12 protein-coding genes are annotated in these 17,685 nt (G+C 69.0%); 9 read left to right on the forward strand and 3 right to left on the reverse strand.

The genetic code is table 11. The features are described from left to right. Positions 1–11: 11 nt before the first annotated feature. Positions 12–722, reverse strand: coding sequence for a two-component system response regulator PrrA (prrA, locus tag ACTWP6_RS03405; RefSeq protein ID WP_260758281.1), 711 nt, complete (start codon positions 720–722; stop codon positions 12–14). A 110-nt stretch (positions 723–832) separates the two neighbouring features. On the opposite strand from prrA, the gene ACTWP6_RS03410 reads away from it, so the two are divergent. From ACTWP6_RS03410 to ACTWP6_RS03425, 4 genes are all read left to right on the forward strand, one after another. Then, positions 833–2,818, forward strand: a complete 1,986-nt coding sequence (locus ACTWP6_RS03410; protein ID WP_260755265.1) for an ABC transporter ATP-binding protein — start codon at positions 833–835, stop codon at positions 2,816–2,818. Next, complete coding sequence (locus ACTWP6_RS03415) at positions 2,811–4,751, forward strand: ABC transporter ATP-binding protein (RefSeq protein ID WP_260755264.1); 1,941 nt, start codon at positions 2,811–2,813, stop codon at positions 4,749–4,751. The genes ACTWP6_RS03410 and ACTWP6_RS03415 overlap by 8 nt, the downstream gene beginning before the upstream one ends. Next, complete coding sequence (locus ACTWP6_RS03420) at positions 4,748–6,565, forward strand: ABC transporter ATP-binding protein (protein ID WP_443186814.1); 1,818 nt, start codon at positions 4,748–4,750, stop codon at positions 6,563–6,565. The genes ACTWP6_RS03415 and ACTWP6_RS03420 overlap by 4 nt, the downstream gene beginning before the upstream one ends. A 90-nt stretch (positions 6,566–6,655) precedes the next feature. Beyond that, positions 6,656–9,757: an Ig-like domain-containing protein gene (locus ACTWP6_RS03425; protein ID WP_443186815.1), complete on the forward strand. Its 3,102-nt coding sequence runs from the start codon at positions 6,656–6,658 to the stop codon at positions 9,755–9,757. Between the two features lie 84 nt (positions 9,758–9,841). Here the strand turns inward: ACTWP6_RS03425 and ACTWP6_RS03430 are convergent, their stop codons facing one another. Beyond that, positions 9,842–10,945 (reverse strand): epoxide hydrolase family protein, encoded by a 1,104-nt coding sequence (locus tag ACTWP6_RS03430; protein WP_443186816.1) that lies wholly within the window; start codon positions 10,943–10,945, stop codon positions 9,842–9,844. A gap of 32 nt (positions 10,946–10,977) precedes the next feature. On the opposite strand from ACTWP6_RS03430, the gene ACTWP6_RS03435 reads away from it, so the two are divergent. The 3 genes from ACTWP6_RS03435 (at position 10,978) to ACTWP6_RS03445 (ending at position 14,240) form a co-directional block, all read left to right on the forward strand. Further along, entirely contained in the window at positions 10,978–11,424 is a 447-nt protein-coding gene (locus ACTWP6_RS03435; protein ID WP_260755260.1) for a hypothetical protein, read from the forward strand. Positions 11,425–11,580: 156 nt separating this feature from the next. Next, entirely contained in the window at positions 11,581–12,231 is a 651-nt protein-coding gene (locus tag ACTWP6_RS03440) for an ATP-binding cassette domain-containing protein (protein WP_396885574.1), read from the forward strand. Next, positions 12,231–14,240: a YhgE/Pip domain-containing protein gene (locus ACTWP6_RS03445; RefSeq protein ID WP_260755258.1), complete on the forward strand. Its 2,010-nt coding sequence runs from the start codon at positions 12,231–12,233 to the stop codon at positions 14,238–14,240. Before ACTWP6_RS03440 ends, ACTWP6_RS03445 begins: the two co-directional genes overlap by 1 nt. A gap of 94 nt (positions 14,241–14,334) precedes the next feature. Here the strand turns inward: ACTWP6_RS03445 and ACTWP6_RS03450 are convergent, their stop codons facing one another. Next, positions 14,335–15,807, reverse strand: a complete 1,473-nt coding sequence (locus tag ACTWP6_RS03450; protein WP_260755257.1) for an acetyl-coenzyme A carboxylase carboxyl transferase subunits beta/alpha — start codon at positions 15,805–15,807, stop codon at positions 14,335–14,337. Positions 15,808–15,833: 26 nt separating this feature from the next. Here ACTWP6_RS03450 and ACTWP6_RS03455 point away from each other — a divergent pair, with 26 nt between their 5' ends. Then, on the forward strand, positions 15,834–16,568 hold the full coding sequence (locus ACTWP6_RS03455; protein WP_443186817.1) for an enoyl-CoA hydratase: 735 nt from the start codon (positions 15,834–15,836) through the stop codon (positions 16,566–16,568). After that, positions 16,568–17,683, forward strand: a complete 1,116-nt coding sequence (locus tag ACTWP6_RS03460; protein ID WP_443186818.1) for an MBL fold metallo-hydrolase — start codon at positions 16,568–16,570, stop codon at positions 17,681–17,683. Before ACTWP6_RS03455 ends, ACTWP6_RS03460 begins: the two co-directional genes overlap by 1 nt. The last annotated feature ends 2 nt before the right edge of the window (positions 17,684–17,685 follow it).

A 17,685-nucleotide genomic window follows, 5' to 3' on the forward strand; every position in this document is an offset into this window, starting at 1 on the left:
GCAAGCGCTCATCACTGCTGCCTGAGGACGAATCCCACGCCGCGCACCGTGTGCAGCAGTCGCGGTGCGCCATTGGCCTCGAGCTTGCGCCTCAGGTAGCCGATGAACACGTCGACGACGTTGGTGTCGGCGGCGAAGTCGTAGCCCCACACCAGCTCCAGCAGCTGCGCCCGCGACAGCACCGCGGTCTTGTGCTCGGCGAGCACGGCCAGCAGGTCGAATTCGCGTTTGGTCAGGTCGACGTCGACTCCGTCCACGCGGGCCCGCCGGCCCGGGATGTCGACCTCCAGCGGGCCGACCGTGATGGTTTCCGACGAGAAGGTAGCCGTGGAACCGCGCCGGCGCAGCAGCGCCTTGACACGCGCCACCAACTCGGCCAGCACGAAGGGCTTGACCAGGTAGTCGTCGGCGCCGGCTTCCAGGCCGGCGACACGGTCGTCCACCGACGAGCGGGCGGAGAGCACACAGACCGGCACGTCGTTGTCCATCGCCCGCAACGCGGTCACCACGGACACTCCGTCCAGCACCGGCATGTTGATGTCGAGGACGATCGCGTCCGGGCGCGTCTCGGTGGCGCTGCGGAGGGCCTCGGCGCCGTCGACGGCGGTGAACACCTCGAATCCGGACAGTCGCAGGCCGCGCTCGAGCGAGGCGAGCACATCGGGATCGTCGTCGACCACGAGCACCCGGGGTGAGGCCACACCACTGTCCATGCACGCAATCTTGCCTGATGAAGCGGCGTCCTCGTGGGAGGTGGTGCCTGCGGATTACCGGCCGGCGCCGGAGGGAAGTCATTGACCTCAATCTTCGTTGAGGTCCTACGGTGAAAAACATGAGTTTGGAAACGGTCGCCCGCCAGTCGCTGTACCGGCAGACGCACGCAAAGGGCGGTGATCTGCACTCCTTGGCCGACCGCCGGCTGCTGGCCCGGATCTGGCGCTTCGCGGCGCGCCACCATCGCCGGCTGGCGGTGTTCGTCGGCGTCAGCGTCATCGGTGCGGCGCTGACAGTGGCGACCCCGCTGTTGGCCGGGCGCGTGGTGGACGAGATCACCGGCGCGGGCAGTGCCGGGGTGGTCGTCGCCCTGGCGGCCGTCATCGCGGTGGTCGCGCTCGCCGAGGCCGGGGTCGCGTTGCTCACCCGGTGGCTGTCGTCGACCATCGGCGAGGGCCTGATTCTCGACCTGCGCACCGCGGTGTTCGATCACGTGCAGCGCATGCCTGTCGCGTTCTTCACCCGCACCCGTACCGGCGCGCTGGTGAGCCGGCTCGGCAACGACGTGATGGGCGCCCAGCGCGCGTTCTCCGACACGCTGTCCGGGGTGGTGTCCAACCTCGTGACCCTGACGTTGACGCTGGCGGTGATGCTGGGTATTTCGTGGCAGATCACGCTGGCCGCGCTGGTGGTGTTGCCGCTGTTCCTGATTCCCGCGCGGCGGATCGGCGCGGCGATGGCGCGGCTCTCGCGCGAGGCCGCGGCGCACAACGCGACGATGAACACCCAGATGACCGAGCGGTTCTCGGCGCCGGGGGCGACGCTGGTGAAGCTGTTCGGCGACACCGCGGCCGAGTCCCGAGAGTTCGCGGTGCGGGCCGGGCGCGTGCGCGACATCGGGGTCCGCACCGCGATGCTGCAGTCGACGTTCATGAACTCGCTGACGTTGATGTCGGCGCTGGCGCTGGCGCTGGTCTACGGCCTGGGCGGCACACTCGCCCTCGGTGGTCATCTGCAGGCCGGCGAGATCGTGGCGCTGGCCCTGTTGCTGACCCGGCTCTACGCGCCGCTGACGGCGCTGGCCAACGCGCGCGTCGAGATCGCCACCGCGTTGGTCAGTTTCGAGAGGGTATTCGAGGTGCTGGATCTGGTCCCGCTGATCCGGGAACGCTCCGGCGCGGTCGAGGTGCCGCGCGGTCCGGTGACCGTGGAGTTCGACGACGTGCGGTTCTCGTATCCGTCCGCTGATCAGGTGTCGCTGGCCTCCCTGGAGGAGGTCGCCGAACTGGACGACCCCGGCGGTGAGGAAGTGCTGCACGGCATTTCGTTTACGGCGCGGGCTGGGCAGGTGGTCGCGCTGGTCGGGTCCTCGGGAGCGGGCAAGTCCACGATCGCGTCGCTGGTGGCGCGCCTGTACGACGTCCAGGGCGGTGCGATCCGCCTCAACGGCGTCGACATCCGTGACGTGACGTTCGCGTCGTTGAAGGACACCGTCGGGATGGTCACCCAGGACGGTCACCTGTTCCACGAGTCGATCCGGGCCAACCTCACGCTGGCCGCTCCGGACGCAACCGATGACCAGCTCTGGGCGGCCCTGCGGCGGGCGCGACTCGACGACGTCGTGGCGGCCATGCCCGACGGGCTCGACACCGTGGTCGGGGAGCGCGGCTACCGGCTCTCCGGTGGGCAGCGGCAGCGACTGACGATCGCGCGGGTGTTGCTGGCCTCTCCGCAGGTGGTGATCCTCGACGAGGCCACCGCGTCGCTGGACTCGGAGTCCGAGGCCGCCGTGCAGGCCGCGCTGGCCGAGGCGCTGGCCGGCCGGACGTCGATCGTGATCGCCCACCGGCTGTCCACGGTCCGCGCTGCGGATCTGATCCTCGTCGTCGAGGACGGCCGCATCGTTGAGCGCGGTGATCATCAGGAACTACTGGTCCGCGGCGGCCGCTACGCCGAGCTGTATCGCACCCAATTCGGCACCGACCGCCGAAATTGCGTTCCCGCGGGCCCTCACTCGAACTTTCGCTGCCGGAATGCAAGTTCGGCGCGGGCGGAGCGCGACTTAACCACTTGCCCGCAATGGGAAGATGCTCTAAGTGGCTGACACCCGAGAATCTCTGCATGCGGCGCCCGCGATCGGGGCGCCGCCGAAGCGGGTGAAGCCGAGTTCGGACCTGTGGCGGATGCTTCCGTATCTGTTGCCGTATCGGGGCCGCTGGATCGTGATGATCGTCGTCGCGCTGGCCAGCCTCGCGGCCACCATCTCGATCCCGTTGATGACCAAGGCCGTGATCGACGGTCCGGTGCGTCATCAGGATCAGCAGGGCCTGTGGCTGGTCGGCGCGGCGGCGGTCGCTGTCGGCGTGACCGAGGCTGTGCTGTGGTTCATCCGGCGGTGGCTGGTGGCCCGCGCGACGATGGGCGTGGAAGCCGACATCCGCAAACAGCTCTACGCGCGGTTGCAGATCCTGCCGATGTCGTTCCACGGCCGCTGGCAGTCCGGCCAGTTGCTGTCGCGGATCATGAACGACCTGAGCACGATTCGCCGGTTCATGTCGTTCGGCCTGATCTTCCTGATGCTCAACGTCCTTCAGATCACCGTCGTCACCGCGATCTTGCTGGCGATGTACTGGCCGCTGGGCGTGGTGGTGCTGGTGTCGATCGTGCCGATCACGGTGACGGTGCTGCATTTCCAGCAGGAGTACACCCGGCTGTCGCGGCTGGCGCAGGATCAGGCCGGCCACGTGGCCACCCACGTGGAGGAGGCCGCGCTGGGCCTGCGCGTGGTCAAGTCGTTCGGTCGTGAGGACTACGTCTACGAGCGGTTTGACGAGCAGCTCACCGGCCTCTACGACACGCAGGTCGGCCGGGTGTCGGTGTCGGCGAAGTTCTGGACGCTGCTGGAGATCATCCCGAACCTGACCCTGATCGTCGTGCTCGGCTTCGGCGCGTACGCCGCAGGAAACGGCTCGGTGACGATGGGCACCCTGGTCGCGTTCATCACGATGATGCTGTCGCTGGTGTGGCCGATCGCGTCGCTGGGTTTCCTGCTGTCGATGACCCAGGAGTCGTTCACCGCGGCCAACCGGATCGCCGAGATCTTCGACGCGCCATTGGAGATCACCGACGGTCCGCGCACGCAGGCACCGCGGGGCGGCCGGTTGGAACTCGTCGACGTCGGGTTTCGCTTCCCGGACGCGGCGCCCGACAGTTGGGCTCTGCGCCACGTGAACGTCACCGTCGAAGCGGGGGAGACGCTGGCGTTGGTCGGTGCGACGGGGTCGGGCAAGTCGGTCCTGGTCGGGCTGCTGTCGCGGCTCTACGACGTCAGCGAGGGTGAGATTCGCGTCGACGGCCGGGACATCCGCGAGCTGTCGCTGGACGCACTGCGCCGGACGGTGGCCACCGCGTTCGAGGATCCGACGTTGTTCTCGATGTCGGTCGCCGAGAACCTCCGGCTGGGCCGGCCCCGAGAAGATCCAGCGGCCGACGACGAGTTGGGCCAAGCCGTCGAGATCGCGGCCGCGCAGTTCGTCTACGACCTGCCGTTCGGTCTGGACACCCGCATCGGCGAGCAGGGAATGAGTCTGTCGGGTGGTCAGCGCCAACGCCTTTCGCTGGCCCGGGCGATCCTGGCCGGTCCGCGGATCCTGGTTCTCGACGACACGCTTTCGGCCCTCGACGTGCACACCGAGGCGGTGGTCGAGGAGGCACTGCGCCGAGTGCTGCACGAGGTGACCGGCGTCGTGGTGGCCCATCGGGCCTCGACGGTGCTGCTCGCCGACCGGGTCGCGCTGCTGCAGAACGGCACCATCACGCACGTCGGCACGCACGCTGACCTCCTCTCCCGGGTACCCGAGTACCGCTATCTGCTGGCCGCCGACGACGAGCTCGACGACGGCAGCGAACGCGAATGTGATTGGGCCGATGAGCGTCTGCGTGACGAGCAGATGATCGAACGAGAAGAGCGCGCCCGGCTCGACGGCGACGACGAATGCGCCCGCGTGGACCAGGAAGTCCTGGGGAGGCGCAGATGAGCACCGCCGACTGGCGTGGAAAGTTCGACGAGCAGTCCGATCTCCCGATCGACGAATCGGTGCCGCGCCGACGTGAGGCCCGGTCGCTGCTGTACTCGTTGCTGTATCCCTACCGGTGGGTGGTCGCCGTGCTCGCGATCGTCGTGGTGGTGGAAAACGCTGCGCGTCTTTCGGTTCCGCTTCTGGTGCAGAAGGGCATCGACGACGGCATCCCGCCGCTGCTCGAAGGCGGGACCGCGACCACCCTGCTGACCATCGTGGCGGGCCTGTGCGGTGTGGTCGTGGTCCAGGCCACCAGTCGGATGTACTTCCTGCGCCGATCGGGCCGGACCGGGCAGAAGGTGCTGCTCGAACTGCGTCGCCGGGTGTTCCGCCATTTCGCCCGCCTGGACATCGCGTTCCACGACCGCTACACCTCCGGCCGGGTGGTGAGCCGCTCCACCAACGACGTCGAGGCCATTCAGGACATGCTGGAAACCGGCTTCGACAGCCTGATCACCGCGGTGCTCACGCTGGTCGGCACCGCGGTGCTGCTGGTGGTCCTCGACGTCAAGCTCGGCCTGATGTGCCTGGTGGCGTTCCCGATCCTGGTGCTGCTCGTGTTGTGGTTCCGGCGGGAGTCGTCGAAGGCCTACCGCGAGGTCCGGGAGATCTCCGCGCTGGTCATCGTGCAGTTCGTCGAAACCATGACGGGCATCAAGGCGGTGCAGGCCTACCGCCGCGAGCCACGCAACCAGGAGATCTTCGAGGACGTCGCCGACCGTTACCGCGTGATCAACGAGAAGACGTTCAAGCTGCTGGCCGTCTTCATGCCGGGCGTCAAGCTCGTCGGCAACCTCACCACCGGTGTGGTGCTGCTCTATGGCGGTTACCGGGTCCTGCACGGCGAGATGACGATCGGCACCTTGGCAGCGTTCCTGCTCTACCTGCGGATGTTCTTCGAGCCGATGCAGGAGATCTCACAGTTCTTCAACACCTTTCAGTCCGCGGCCTCGGCCTTGGAGAAGCTGGCCGGCGTGCTCGCCGAGAAGCCGGGTATCAGCGACCCCGCCAGCCCGGTCGAACTCGGCGACGTGCGCGGCGAGATCGCCTTCTGCGGCGTGAAATTCGAGTACGTACAGGGACGCCCGGTGCTTCCCGGGCTGGATCTGGTGATTCCCGCCGGGCAGACCGTCGCGCTGGTCGGCACCACCGGTGCCGGCAAGACCACGATCGCGAAACTCATCACCCGGTTCTACGACCCGGTGGCCGGAACGGTCACGCTGGACGGGGTCGACCTGCGTGACGTGGCGCAGACCGATCTGCGCCGCCATGTGGTGATGGTGACGCAGGAGAACTTCATGTTCGGCGGCACGATCGCCGACAACATCCGGTTCGGGAGACCCGAGGCCACCGATGACGAGGTGCGGGACGCGGCCCGCGCGGTCGGGGCGCACACCTTCATCGAAGCGTTGCCCGACGGCTACGGCACCGACGTCGCCAAACGCGGTGGACGGCTGTCGGCCGGGCAGCGCCAGCTCGTCGCATTCGCACGGGCCTTCCTGGCCGATCCCGCGGTGCTGATCCTGGACGAGGCGACCTCCTCGCTGGACATCCCGAGTGAACGGATGGTGCAGCGAGCCCTGGAAACGGTGCTGGCCGACCGGACCGCGGTGGTGATCGCCCACCGGCTGTCGACGGTGCAGATCGCCGATCGGGTGCTGGTGCTCGAGCACGGTCGCGTCGTCGAGGACGGGGCACCGGCGGAGCTCACGGCCCGCGACGACGGGCATTACGCGGCGTTGCACCGGTCCTGGGTGCAGTCACTGGCGTAGCGGGCAACGTCCGGAGTTCACCGAAATCCTTCCATCTGGCAACACCCGACCCTAGGCTGTCTGTGCTGTCAGCAAATTTGGGGGGTTCAGATGGATCATGCACGGTTCGTGGGACGGGTCGGCGCGTTGGCCGTTGCTCTGGGCATCGGCGCAGCGACGGTCGCGCTGCCCGGGATGGCGTCCGCAGACGCCGGTGACGACACGTCGTCGACCAGCGCCGAGCACGCGAAAGCAGATGACACGAAAGGGGATTCGGCGTCCGGAGCCGGGGACTCGACCGACGGCGGCATTGACGCTGATGTCAATCCCGAGGACGACGCCGACGAGCAGGATTCCGTGCCGGAGGATGACGCCGATGACGAGGAGCCGACGGGGGTCGAGAAGCGCGGCTCGTATGGCAGCAATCGATCAGAAGATGACCTAAAGGGGTCCGACCCCGACGACGTGCAGCCCGACGAGACCGAGAGCGGGTCCGGGGATCTGCACACCGAGCCCGTGCCCGCCGCGGACGACGACCAGCCCGACGACGGCGAGGGCACCGGCGTGGAACCCTCCCCGGAGCCCGGCCCGGCCGCGGACGAGGTGCCGCCGGAACCACTCGTCGACGTTTCTCGGGACGCCCGAGAGCCGGACAAGGCGCGCACGCCGACGTCGTCGTCGGTCGTCACTGCATTGTTCGCCCCGCAGTCCTCCGACGGGTCCGCGCCGGCCGCTCCGGTCGAGTCGCCCCTGCTGTGGACGTTGCTCGCGTTCGCGCGCCGGCAGTTCGGGCAGCCGAGAACCGAACTCGGCGACAGTGGCTCGCCGACGGACACCACCGGATTGGTGGACGGCGGCGCCGGTGCGGTGCCGCAGCCTGCAGAGGTCACCACGCGCGACCCGGGTGTCTTCACCGGCTCGGTCGGTGGCCGCGTGAAAGCGACCGATCCCGACGGTGGGTGGCTGACCTACAGCGGATCGGCCGGCACCGAGAAGGGCAGGGTCGCCGTTACGCCGTGGGGCACCTTCCGTTACACGCCGTCCGCCGCGGCCCGCCATGCCGCGGCCGCGGACGGGGCCACCGCGGAGGACAGGACGGACAGCTTCACCGTCACGGTAAAGGACGCCGCCGGCGGCGCTGTCGAGGTTCCCGTCACCGTGAACATCCTGCCTCGCAACGCCGACCCGTTCGGTGCGCGCGCCCGCGCCGGCAACCCGAGCCTGACCACCGGCACCACCATCGTCAGGGTGAGTGCCTACGACTTCGACCGCGACGCGCTGAGCATCACCGGACCCCTCTCGACCGACAAGGGCGAGCTCGTCGACAACGGCGACGGCACGTTCACCTACACACCGACGGCGGCCGCCCGTGAGGCCGCAGGCACCCCGGGTGCGCCGGCCGATGCCGGGATCGACTCGCTGACGTTCACGATCAGCGACGGACACGGTGGAACCCTCACGGCCACAGTCGATGTCGTCGTAACGGCATACGTGGACGCAAGTGAGTCGACCCCCGGACGGGCCGCGGGCCCTGTGCTGATCAGCTCGAATGGCACCATCTATCAGGTCACCCACGACGTGGACGCGACCAACAGGCCCATCCGGACCCGCGTCAGCATCCTCGACGAGGACGGCCAGGTGCTGAAGACGACCGATGTCATCGCCGGATACCCAGTGGAGCAGGCACTCCCGGTCGTCCGGCCCGACGGCACCCTGTTGGTCACCACCTACAAGGAGTCGTCGAACACGTCCACCATCTCCCTCGTCGACGGCCAGGGGGTGGTGAAGACGGTCGGAACAGTGATCGGGCAACCGTCCGCACCGATGGTGGTCGCCCCGAACGGGGCGGTGTTCTTCCCGACGCGGCAGTTCCCCTCCGGTTCCGGCGACCGGCTCATCCGCGTTTCCGCTGCGGGTTGGCCCCGGGTGTATCAACTCGGTGTCGCCGCAGACACGCCGAGCGTCGCGCCGGACGGCAGCGTGTACATCGTGTCCCGCTCGTTCGGGGTCACGTCGGTGCTGGCAGTCGGACCGGGCGGCAACTCGCGGCGGGTGTCGCTGCCATCGGGTGCCGACACCGTCAACGACGTCGTCATCGGCCAGGACGGCCGGGGCTACCTGACCGTCGAGCGGAACTTCTTCGGCACGAAGACAACTCGCGTGTACACGTTCACCGGGACGTCGAACACCGTGCGGGAGATCCCCGGCACTCCGGACGGCGCGAAAGTGATCACCGCAGATGGTGTCTACCAGTACACCTTCGACGAGTCGACCGGGAAGTCCTACATCTCCCGGATCACCGCGGACGCCATCGAAACCTCCGATCCCCTCGACGGGCGCGTCATCAATCCGATCAGCGTCACCCCGGACGGCACGGTGTACGTCTCGGTCCGCAACGCCGCCACCGGGACCGACAGCGTGGCGATCATCAGCAGCACCGGTGAGGTCATCACGGTCGAGGTCCCGGGCACGGTCGTGCCGGTGCTGCCGAGCGTGAGCCCGGTGCTCGGCGGATATGACGCCAACCCGAACGCCGGCGACAACGGCTACGTCGTCTACGAGTCCGGCGGTGTGCGCTATCTCGCCGTGGTGAACCCGGACGGGACCATCGTGCGCACGATGACGTTGCCCGCCGGCACCACGGTCGCCACTCCGGTGGAGTTCGGGCCGGACGGCGCGGCGTATCAGGTCATCGAGACACGGGACGAGCAGGGCCGGGTCACGTCGCGGGCGGTGCTGGCGTTGGCCACCGACACGGTGACGCCTGCGCTGCCGGGCAATCCGCTGCGCCCGAACTTCCCGGCGCTCCAGTTCGGATCGGACGGCAGCGGGGTGCTGATCACCGTCGAGTCCGGCCAGTCGCCGTTCGAGTACCACTTCCTGCGGTTCGACCAGGACGGCGCCACGATCGCCACCGCGGACCTCGCGGGGTTCCCGCAAGCGGCTGAACAGGATTACGTGTTCTGGCAGGAAGAAGTGGTGTTCGGTCCCGACGGCACGCCGTACGTCACCCTCACCGGCGCAGACCAGGGGGTCTGGGCGTTGACGTCGACGGGGCCGGTGAAGGTCCTCGATCTCGATCTCGGACCTGGCGAGCTCGTCGAACCGGTGAAGTTCGGACCCGACGGCGCGGCCTACGTCACGGTGTCGGAGCGCGTCGACGGCGCCTTCGTGACGACGGTGCGCACCTTCACCCCGCTCACCGAGCTCTGACCCTCTGCGGCCGCCTTCTGCGCCGAAATCGCATTCCACGCGGTCGTTTCGCGATTTGACGCGCGTGGAATGCGATTTCGGCGGTCAGCGGAAGTCGGCGAAAAACGTTGCGACGTCCTCGATGTAGAGCTCGGGCTGTTCGAACGCCGCGAAATGCCCGCCACGCGGCATGGTGGTCCACCGGGTGATGTTGTAATTGGCCTCGCACCAGTGCCGCGGCGAGCGCAGGATCTCCTTCGGGAACGCCGCGACACCGGTGGGCAGTGTGACCGGCCCCCCGCCGCGGAAGCTGCCGAAGCTCTCCCAGTACAGCCGTGCCGACGACGCCGCCGTGCCGGTGGCCCAGTACAGCATCACGTTGTCGAGCAACTCGTCTCGGCTGAGGGCGTTCTCGGGGTGCCCATCGCAGTCGGTCCACGACCAGAACTTCTCGACGATCCAGGCCAGCTGGCCGACCGGCGAATCGACCAGGCCGTAACCCAGAGTCTGTGGCCGGGTCGACTGTTGTTTGGAATAGCCGGAATCCCAGCGCTGGTAGTAGCCGAGGCGTTCGAGGGCGGCCTGTTCGTCGGGTGTCGGTTCGCCCATGTCCTTGGGCGCCTGGCCGATCGGCATATTGGTGTGGATCGCCACGCAGTGGCCGATGTTGCGGCCGATCTGGGTGGTGACCGCCGCGCCCCAGTCGCCGCCCTGGGCGCCGTAGCGGCGGTAGCCGAGCCGCACCATCAGCTCGTCCCAGGCCGCGGCGATGCGTTCCACACCCCACCCGGTCGACGCCGGCTTGCCGGAGAACCCGTAGCCGGGCAACGACGGACAGACGACGTGGAAGCCGGCGTCGGTGAGCGGCTCGATGACCTTGTGGAACTCGACGACCGACCCCGGCCAGCCGTGGGTGATGATCAGCGGGAGAGCGTCTGCACGGGTGGACCGTGCATGGATGAAGTGGATCGGCAGTCCGTCGATCTCGGTGGTGAAGTGGTCGAACCGATTCAGGCTGGCTTCCCTTGCCCGCCAGTCATATTCGTCGGCCCAGTAGGCGGCGAGTTCGCGGGTGTAGGACAGCGGGATGCCCTGACTCCAATCGTCGACGCATTCGGCTTCCGGCCACCGGGTGCGCTGCAGGCGTTCCTTGAGGTCGGCGAGGTCGATGTCGGCGATTTCGATCCGGAACGGCTGAATGTGGGCCATGGCACATCCTGACACTTGGATAATCACCGGTTGTGGGGACCCCGACGCTGATCCTGATCGCCGCGACGACGTTGGCCGCCTGCGTCTGTCTGGGCGCCGCCGTCTACGAAGCCCTCGTCGTCGACCCGTACTGGCCCAGACGCCCGGGCATCATCCAGTCCAAGAACGGCGGCATCTCGCGGGTGCGGTTCTGGTTGCCCGCGCCCCTGATCTTCGAGGTGCTGCTCGTCGTCACCCTGGTGGTCACGTGGGGCGACGCAACGGTCGGGGTGGTGCTGCTGGTCGCCCTGGTCAGCCACGCGGCGATGCGGCTGTGGACGTTGTTCGACCTGATCCCCACGGCGGCCGAGTTCGAACGCACGGACCCCGCCGACATCGACGAGTCCGCGGCGCTGCGGTGGACGCGGAAGAACCTGCTGCGGCTGCCGCTGCTGGCGGTCACCGCGGGCGCGATGCTCGCCGCGCTGGCGTTCGCGTGACGTAGGTAGATCGCGAAATTGCATTCCACGCGCCGTTGTCGCGGAAAACGCCGCGTGGAATGCGATTTCGGCGGGCTTAGAGCGCCGGTGTGATGGGATTGCCGGGTGTCAGAAGACGCCGCCCCCGAGCCCGCGATCGTCGCACGCGCGATCACGATGCGCGGCCCATGGGGTCCGGTCTACGGACCTCTTGACCTCGACGTCGCCGCCGGCGGTGTCACCGTGCTGCTGTGCCCGCCGGGTTCGGGACGCACCGCGCTGCTGATGACGCTGGCGGGCCGGATGCGTCCCGCGTCCGGTTCGCTGTCGGTGTTCGGCCGCAGCCGCGTCCGCGACATCTTCGCCCACGCCGCGCTCGCCGGCATCGACGAACTCGACCCGGTCGCCGAATCGGTGACAGTGCGGGATCTGATCACCGAGAAGCTGCGCTGGGACGCCGACTGGTACCGGCTGATCCGGCGGGCCGGCCAGGACGAGCTGGTCCGGGTGTGCGGGCCTGTCTTCGGCGACCTGCCGCTGCCCCCGCTGTCGGAATACGTCGAGGAGCTCACCGAACTCGACGGTCTGCTGCTGCGGGTCGCGTTGGCCAACACCGGCCGGCCACCGCTACTGGTGGTGGGCAGCATCGAGCAGGTCACCGATGACCGGCATCGCGATCTGCTGGTCTCCCGACTCGTCGAGCTGGGCCGCGCCCAGACCGTCGTCACCGCGGGCGTCAACCCCGTCCCCGGCCGGCCGGTCGCCCAGATCGAGGTCGAGAACACCACCCGCTCCGAGCTTGCAGATCAGCAGAAAGGTGGTGCCTGATGGCGCTGGCCGGGATGTCACTGGGCACCGACCTCAAGCGCTATTCACGCGGGGTGATGCCGCGGATCGCGCTGATCACCATCATCCTGATGCCGCTGCTGTACGGCGCGATGTACCTCTGGGCGTTCTGGAACCCGTTCGCCGAGGTGAACAAGGTGCCGGTGGCCCTGGTCAACGAGGACCGCGGCGCGTCGGCGCAGGGGCAGCCGTTGCGGGCCGGCGACGAGGTCGCCACGGCACTCATGCAGTCCGGCCAGCTCCATCTCACCGAGATGTCGGCGCAGCAGGCCGCCGACGGCGTCGCGCGCGGCGACTACTACTTCTCGATCACGCTGCCGCCGGACTTCAGCGAGCGCGTCGCGTCGCCTTCCGGTGACGACCCGCAGCAGGCGCAGATCCGGTTCACCTTCAACGACGCCAACAACTATCTGGCGACGGTCATCGGGCAGAACGCCTCGCGCGAGGTTCTCAACCAGGTCAACGCCAAAATCGGCGAACGCACTGTCGGCACGGTGCTGACCGGGCTGACCGACGCCGGCGCAGGGCTCGACCAGGCCGCCGACGGCGCGCAGCGACTCGCCACCGGCCTCGACGCGGCCGACGACGGCGCTCACCGGCTGGCCACCGGCGCGGCCACGCTGTCGTCCGGACTGGAGACAGCGCGTGCCGGCTCGGCCCAACTCGCTGCGGGCACACGACAATTGGCCGCAGCGGTGGACACCGCGACGGGTCCGCTGCTGGAGGTGCTGGACCGGGTCGGTGCACTGGAGTTGAACCCCGATGAGGTCGCGCTCGCCGCGCAGCATCTGTCCGCAGCCGTGCATTCGACGACCGACCGGATCGCGGCTCTCAACGTCAACAGCGCGCAGGCCTCCGCGATCGTCGACCAGGCCGTCGGCTTCCTGCAGGCCAACCCCGACCCGGCGGTGCGCGACGCGGGGCACGCGCTGGCCGGTGCTCAGCGGCTGCTGCGTGCCCAGAACATCGACCCGACCACCGACGAGGGCCTGATCCGGTTGCGCGACAGCGCGTCCCGACTGGAAGCCGAGCTCGGCGACCCGGGGGGTGAGTTGCGCACCTTCCTGACACGCGCGCTGAACGGCGGGCTGCGTTCGGACGTCGCCAAGCTCAAGGACGGCGCCGACGAACTGAACTCCGGGGCCCAGCGGCTCAGCGCCGGGCTGGTGCAGCTGTCCGGCGGGGGCCGGGAGTTGTCGTCCGGGGCGTCCCAGCTGGCGGATGGTACGGAGAAGTTGCGGGCCGGCGGGCAGGAGCTGGCGACCAAGTTGCGTCAGGGCACGGCTGAGGTTCCGTCGTGGACGCCGCAGCAGCGCACGGCGATGGCGCAGACGCTGGTGACGCCGGTCGGCCTGGATTTGGTCAACACCAACCCGGCGGCCACGTTCGGCACCGGTTTCGCACCGTTCTTCATGCCGCTGGCATTGTTCATCGGCGCGCTGATCACATGGATGCTGTTGACGCCGTTGCAGTCCCGGCCCATCGTCAACGGGCTGGGCGCCCTGCGGGTGGTGCTGGCCTCCTACTGGCCCGGCTTGCTGATCGCGGCGTGCCAGGTCGTGGTCATGTACGCCGTCGTGCACTTCGGCGTCGGCCTGCAGGCCAAGTACCCGCTGGCCACCGTCGCGTTCCTGGTGCTGATCGCCGCGACATTCCTGGCCATGATCCAGGCGTTCAACGCGGTGTTCGGAGTCGCGGTCGGCCGCGTGGTCACGCTCGCATTCCTGATGCTGCAGCTGGTCTCTGCGGGCGGCATCTACCCGGTCGAGACCACCGCCCGACCGTTCCAGATCATCCATCCGTTCGACCCGATGACCTACGCGGTCAACGGGTTACGGCAACTGACCGTCGGCGGCGTCGACTCGCGGCTGTGGATCGCGATCGCCGTTCTGGCGGGCCTGCTCGCTGCCTCACTGGCTGCCAGCGCATGGTCGGCGCGCCGCAACCGGCAGTACACGATGGACCGGCTTCACCCACCCATCGAGGTGTGACAGGGGTGAGACGGACGACCCCGTCTCCCGCCGAAATCGCATTCCACGCGATGAATCCGCGAAAAGTGCCGCGTGGAATGCGATTTCGGCGGGATCAGGGAAGGCCTATGCGGCGGTAGCGCTCCAGGCGGGCGGCCAGCCGCTGCTCGTCGGGCACCGTGCGCAGCCGGTGGAGTTCGGCCGCGATGGTCGCCGAGAGTCGCGCAGTGAACGCCATCGGTTCGTCGGCCGCATCGGGATGTTCGGGCACGACCGCGTCGACGATCCCGTTGCGTAACAGATCCGCCGATCGAATGCCCTGTGCCGCAGCCAGTTCCGGGGCGTGGTCGACATCGCGGAACACGATCGCGCTGGCGCCCTCGGGAGGCAGCGGTGCCAGCCAGCCGTGCAGGGCCGCCAGCACCCGGTCAGCGGGCACCATCGCCAGGGCAGGGCCGCCGCTGCCCTGGCCGAGCAGTACCGAGATCGTCGGGGTGTCGAGTGTGACCAGCTCGGCCAGGCACCGAGCGATCTCACCGGCCAGCCCGCCTTCCTCGGCCTCGGCCGACAGCGCCGGACCCGCGGTGTCGATGACGAGCACCAGCGGCAGTTTCAGTCCCGCCGCCAACGCCATGCCGCGCCTGGCCTCGCGCAGCGCCGCCGGGCCGACCACCCCGCCGACCACTCGCTGCTGTCCGAGGACGACGGCCGGCTGACCGCCGAACCGGGCCAGCGCCAGCAGCGTGGTGGCCGCCTCACCCTGACCCGTCCCCGACAGCAGCACCCGTTCGGTGGCGCCGTGCCGCAGCAGCGCGCTGACGCCCGGCCGGTCCGGGCGCCGCGAGATCTCGACCGACTCCCAGGCCGGCACATCGGGCAGCGGTTCGGGCTCCGGCGCGACGGGCGGCTCGCCGGGCGCATCCGACACCACCTTCAGCGTGCGGTCCAGCGTCGCGCGCAGCACCGCGAGCGGGACGACAGCGTCGACGACGCCGTGGCGGTGCAGGTTCTCGGCGGTTTGGATGCCCGACGGAAACGGTTCGCCGTAGAGATGCTCGTACACCCGCGGGCCCAGGAACCCGATCAGCGCTCCGGGTTCGGCGGCGGTGACATGCCCGAGCGACCCCCAGGACGCGAACACCCCGCCGGTGGTCGGATGCCGCAGATACACCAGATACGGCAGATGGGCCTTCTTGTGCAGTTCCACGGCGGCGGCGATCTTGACCATCTGCAAGAACGCGACCGTGCCCTCCTGCATGCGGGTGCCGCCCGAGCTGGGCGACGCGAGCAGCGGGAGCCGCTCGGCTGTCGCCTTCTGCACCGCGGCAACGATGCGTTCGGCTGCGGCCACCCCGATGGAACCGGCCAGGAAGTCGAACTCGCACGCCACCAGCGCGACCCGCCGGCCGAACACCCGTCCTTCGCCGGTGAGCACGGATTCGTCGAGCCCGGTCGCGGCCTCGGCGTCGTCGAGTTCCCTACGGTATGCCTCCGAGGTGGGCACGGTCAGCGGCGGCTCATCCCAGCTCACGAAGGATCCCTCGTCCAGCAGGGCGTCGCGCAGCGCATGGGCGCGGATCCGGCTCACAGGGAAAGGCTAATAGGGTGGGGTCCATGATTGGAGTGACCTGCGACGGGAACGTGATGACGCTGGAGCTGCAGCGCCCCGAGCGGCGCAACGCGCTCAACGCCGAGTTGGTGGACGGACTGCGGGAAGCGATCGAGAAGGCGGCTTCCGAAGACGTCCGCGCGATCGTCATCACCGGCGCCGGCCACGTGTTCAGTTCGGGGGCGGACCTGTCCGGTGGTCAGGGCGTCGCCGACGAGCTTCCCGACAAAGCCAGGGCGCTGAACCTGGCGATCGACCGCGCACCGGTGCCGGTCATCGGCGCGGTCAACGGCCCCGCGATCGGCGCCGGGGTCATCCTGTCGATGATCTGCGATCTTCGCGTGGTGGCGCCCGAGGCCTATTTCCAGTTCCCGGTCGCGAAATACGGTATCGCCCTGGACAACTGGAGCATCCGGAGATTGACCTCGCTGGTCGGCGCCGGACGGGCCCGCGGCATGCTGCTGGCCGCCGAACGGCTCACCGCCGACGTCGCGCTGCAGACCGGGATGGCCAACCGGATCGGCACACTGGCGGACGCGCAGGCCTGGGCGCAGGAGATCGCGGGATTCGCGCCGCTGGCGCTGCAGCACGCCAAGCGGGTGCTCAACGACGACGGCGCCTACGAAGAGCCGTGGCCCGCCCACCAGGAGCTCTTCGACCGGGCCTGGGCCAGCCAGGACATCATCGAGGCCCAGGTCGCGCGCATCGAGAAGCGGCCGCCCAGGTTCCGGGGCGCCTGATGGTGCTGCGGACGGCGCTGCGCTACGGCTTCGGCACGGCATCGCTGCTGGCCGGGGGATGGGTGTTGCGCGCGCTGCAGGGCACGCCCGCCTCGCTCGGAGCGACCCCCGCGGAGATTGCGCCGGTGGCGCGCCGCTCGCCGCACTACAAGGACGGGAAGTTCGTCAACCTCGAGCCGCCGTCGGGCATCACGATGGACCGCGACGTGCAGCGCATGCTGCTGCGGGACCTGGCGAACTTCGCGTCCCAGGGCACACCGTCCGCACCGATCCCGCTCGCTGAGCCGCCGACAGTCGACCCGGTCGCGGCGCCGGCCGCGGCGAGCTGGTACGGCCACTCCAGCGTGCTGATCGAGGTGGACGGCTACCGCGTGCTGGCCGACCCGGTGTGGAGCAATCGGTGCTCCCCGTCGCGCGCGGTCGGACCGCACCGGATGCACGACGCGCCGGTGCTGCTGGAAGCGCTACCCGCCGTCGACGCCGTCATCATCAGCCACGACCACTACGACCATCTCGACATCGACACCATCGTCGCGCTCGCGCACACCCAGCGCGCCCCGTTCGTGGTGCCGCTGGGCATCGGCGCACACCTGCGCAAGTGGGGCATCCCCGAGAGCCGCATCGTCGAACTGGACTGGAACGAGGCTCACCGGATCGACGACCTGACCCTGGTCTGCACACCGGCGCGGCACTTCTCCGGACGGCTGTTCGCGCGCGACTCCACGCTGTGGTCGTCGTGGGTGGTAGCCGGGCCCGTCCACAACGCGTTCTTCGGCGGCGACACGGGCTATACCAAGAGCTTCGCCGAGATCGGCGCCGAATACGGCCCGTTCGACCTCACCCTGCTGCCGATCGGCGCCTACCACCCCGCCTTCGCCGACATCCACATGAACCCCGAAGAGGCGGTACGCGCCCACCTGGACCTCACCGACGTGGACCACGGCCTGATGGTGCCGATCCACTGGGCGACGTTCCGGCTGGCGCCGCACCCCTGGGCCGAACCGGCGGAACGGCTGACGGCTGCCACTAATGCCGAGCGGGTGCGTCTCGCGGTGCCGATCCCCGGTCAGCGGGTGGACCCGGAGTCGACTTTCGAGCCGTGGTGGCGCTTCTAGGC

The organism is Mycobacterium sp. 4D054, from assembly GCF_052245755.1.
Classification (GTDB): Bacteria; Actinomycetota; Actinomycetes; order Mycobacteriales; family Mycobacteriaceae; genus Mycobacterium.

Bases quoted from the DNA above. Each gene is read 5' to 3' on its own strand.
- ACTWP6_RS03410 (WP_260755265.1), top strand. From the start codon at position 833: ATGAGTTTGGAAACGGTCGCCCGCCAGTCGCTGTACCGGCAGACGCAC.
- ACTWP6_RS03420 (WP_443186814.1), top strand. From the start codon at position 4,748: ATGAGCACCGCCGACTGGCGTGGAAAGTTCGACGAGCAGTCCGATCTC.
- ACTWP6_RS03425 (WP_443186815.1), top strand. From the start codon at position 6,656: ATGGATCATGCACGGTTCGTGGGACGGGTCGGCGCGTTGGCCGTTGCT.
- ACTWP6_RS03430 (WP_443186816.1), bottom strand. From the start codon at position 10,945: ATGGCCCACATTCAGCCGTTCCGGATCGAAATCGCCGACATCGACCTC.
- ACTWP6_RS03440 (WP_396885574.1), top strand. From the start codon at position 11,581: ATGCGCGGCCCATGGGGTCCGGTCTACGGACCTCTTGACCTCGACGTC.
- ACTWP6_RS03445 (WP_260755258.1), top strand. From the start codon at position 12,231: ATGGCGCTGGCCGGGATGTCACTGGGCACCGACCTCAAGCGCTATTCA.
- ACTWP6_RS03455 (WP_443186817.1), top strand. From the start codon at position 15,834: ATGATTGGAGTGACCTGCGACGGGAACGTGATGACGCTGGAGCTGCAG.
- ACTWP6_RS03460 (WP_443186818.1), top strand. From the start codon at position 16,568: ATGGTGCTGCGGACGGCGCTGCGCTACGGCTTCGGCACGGCATCGCTG.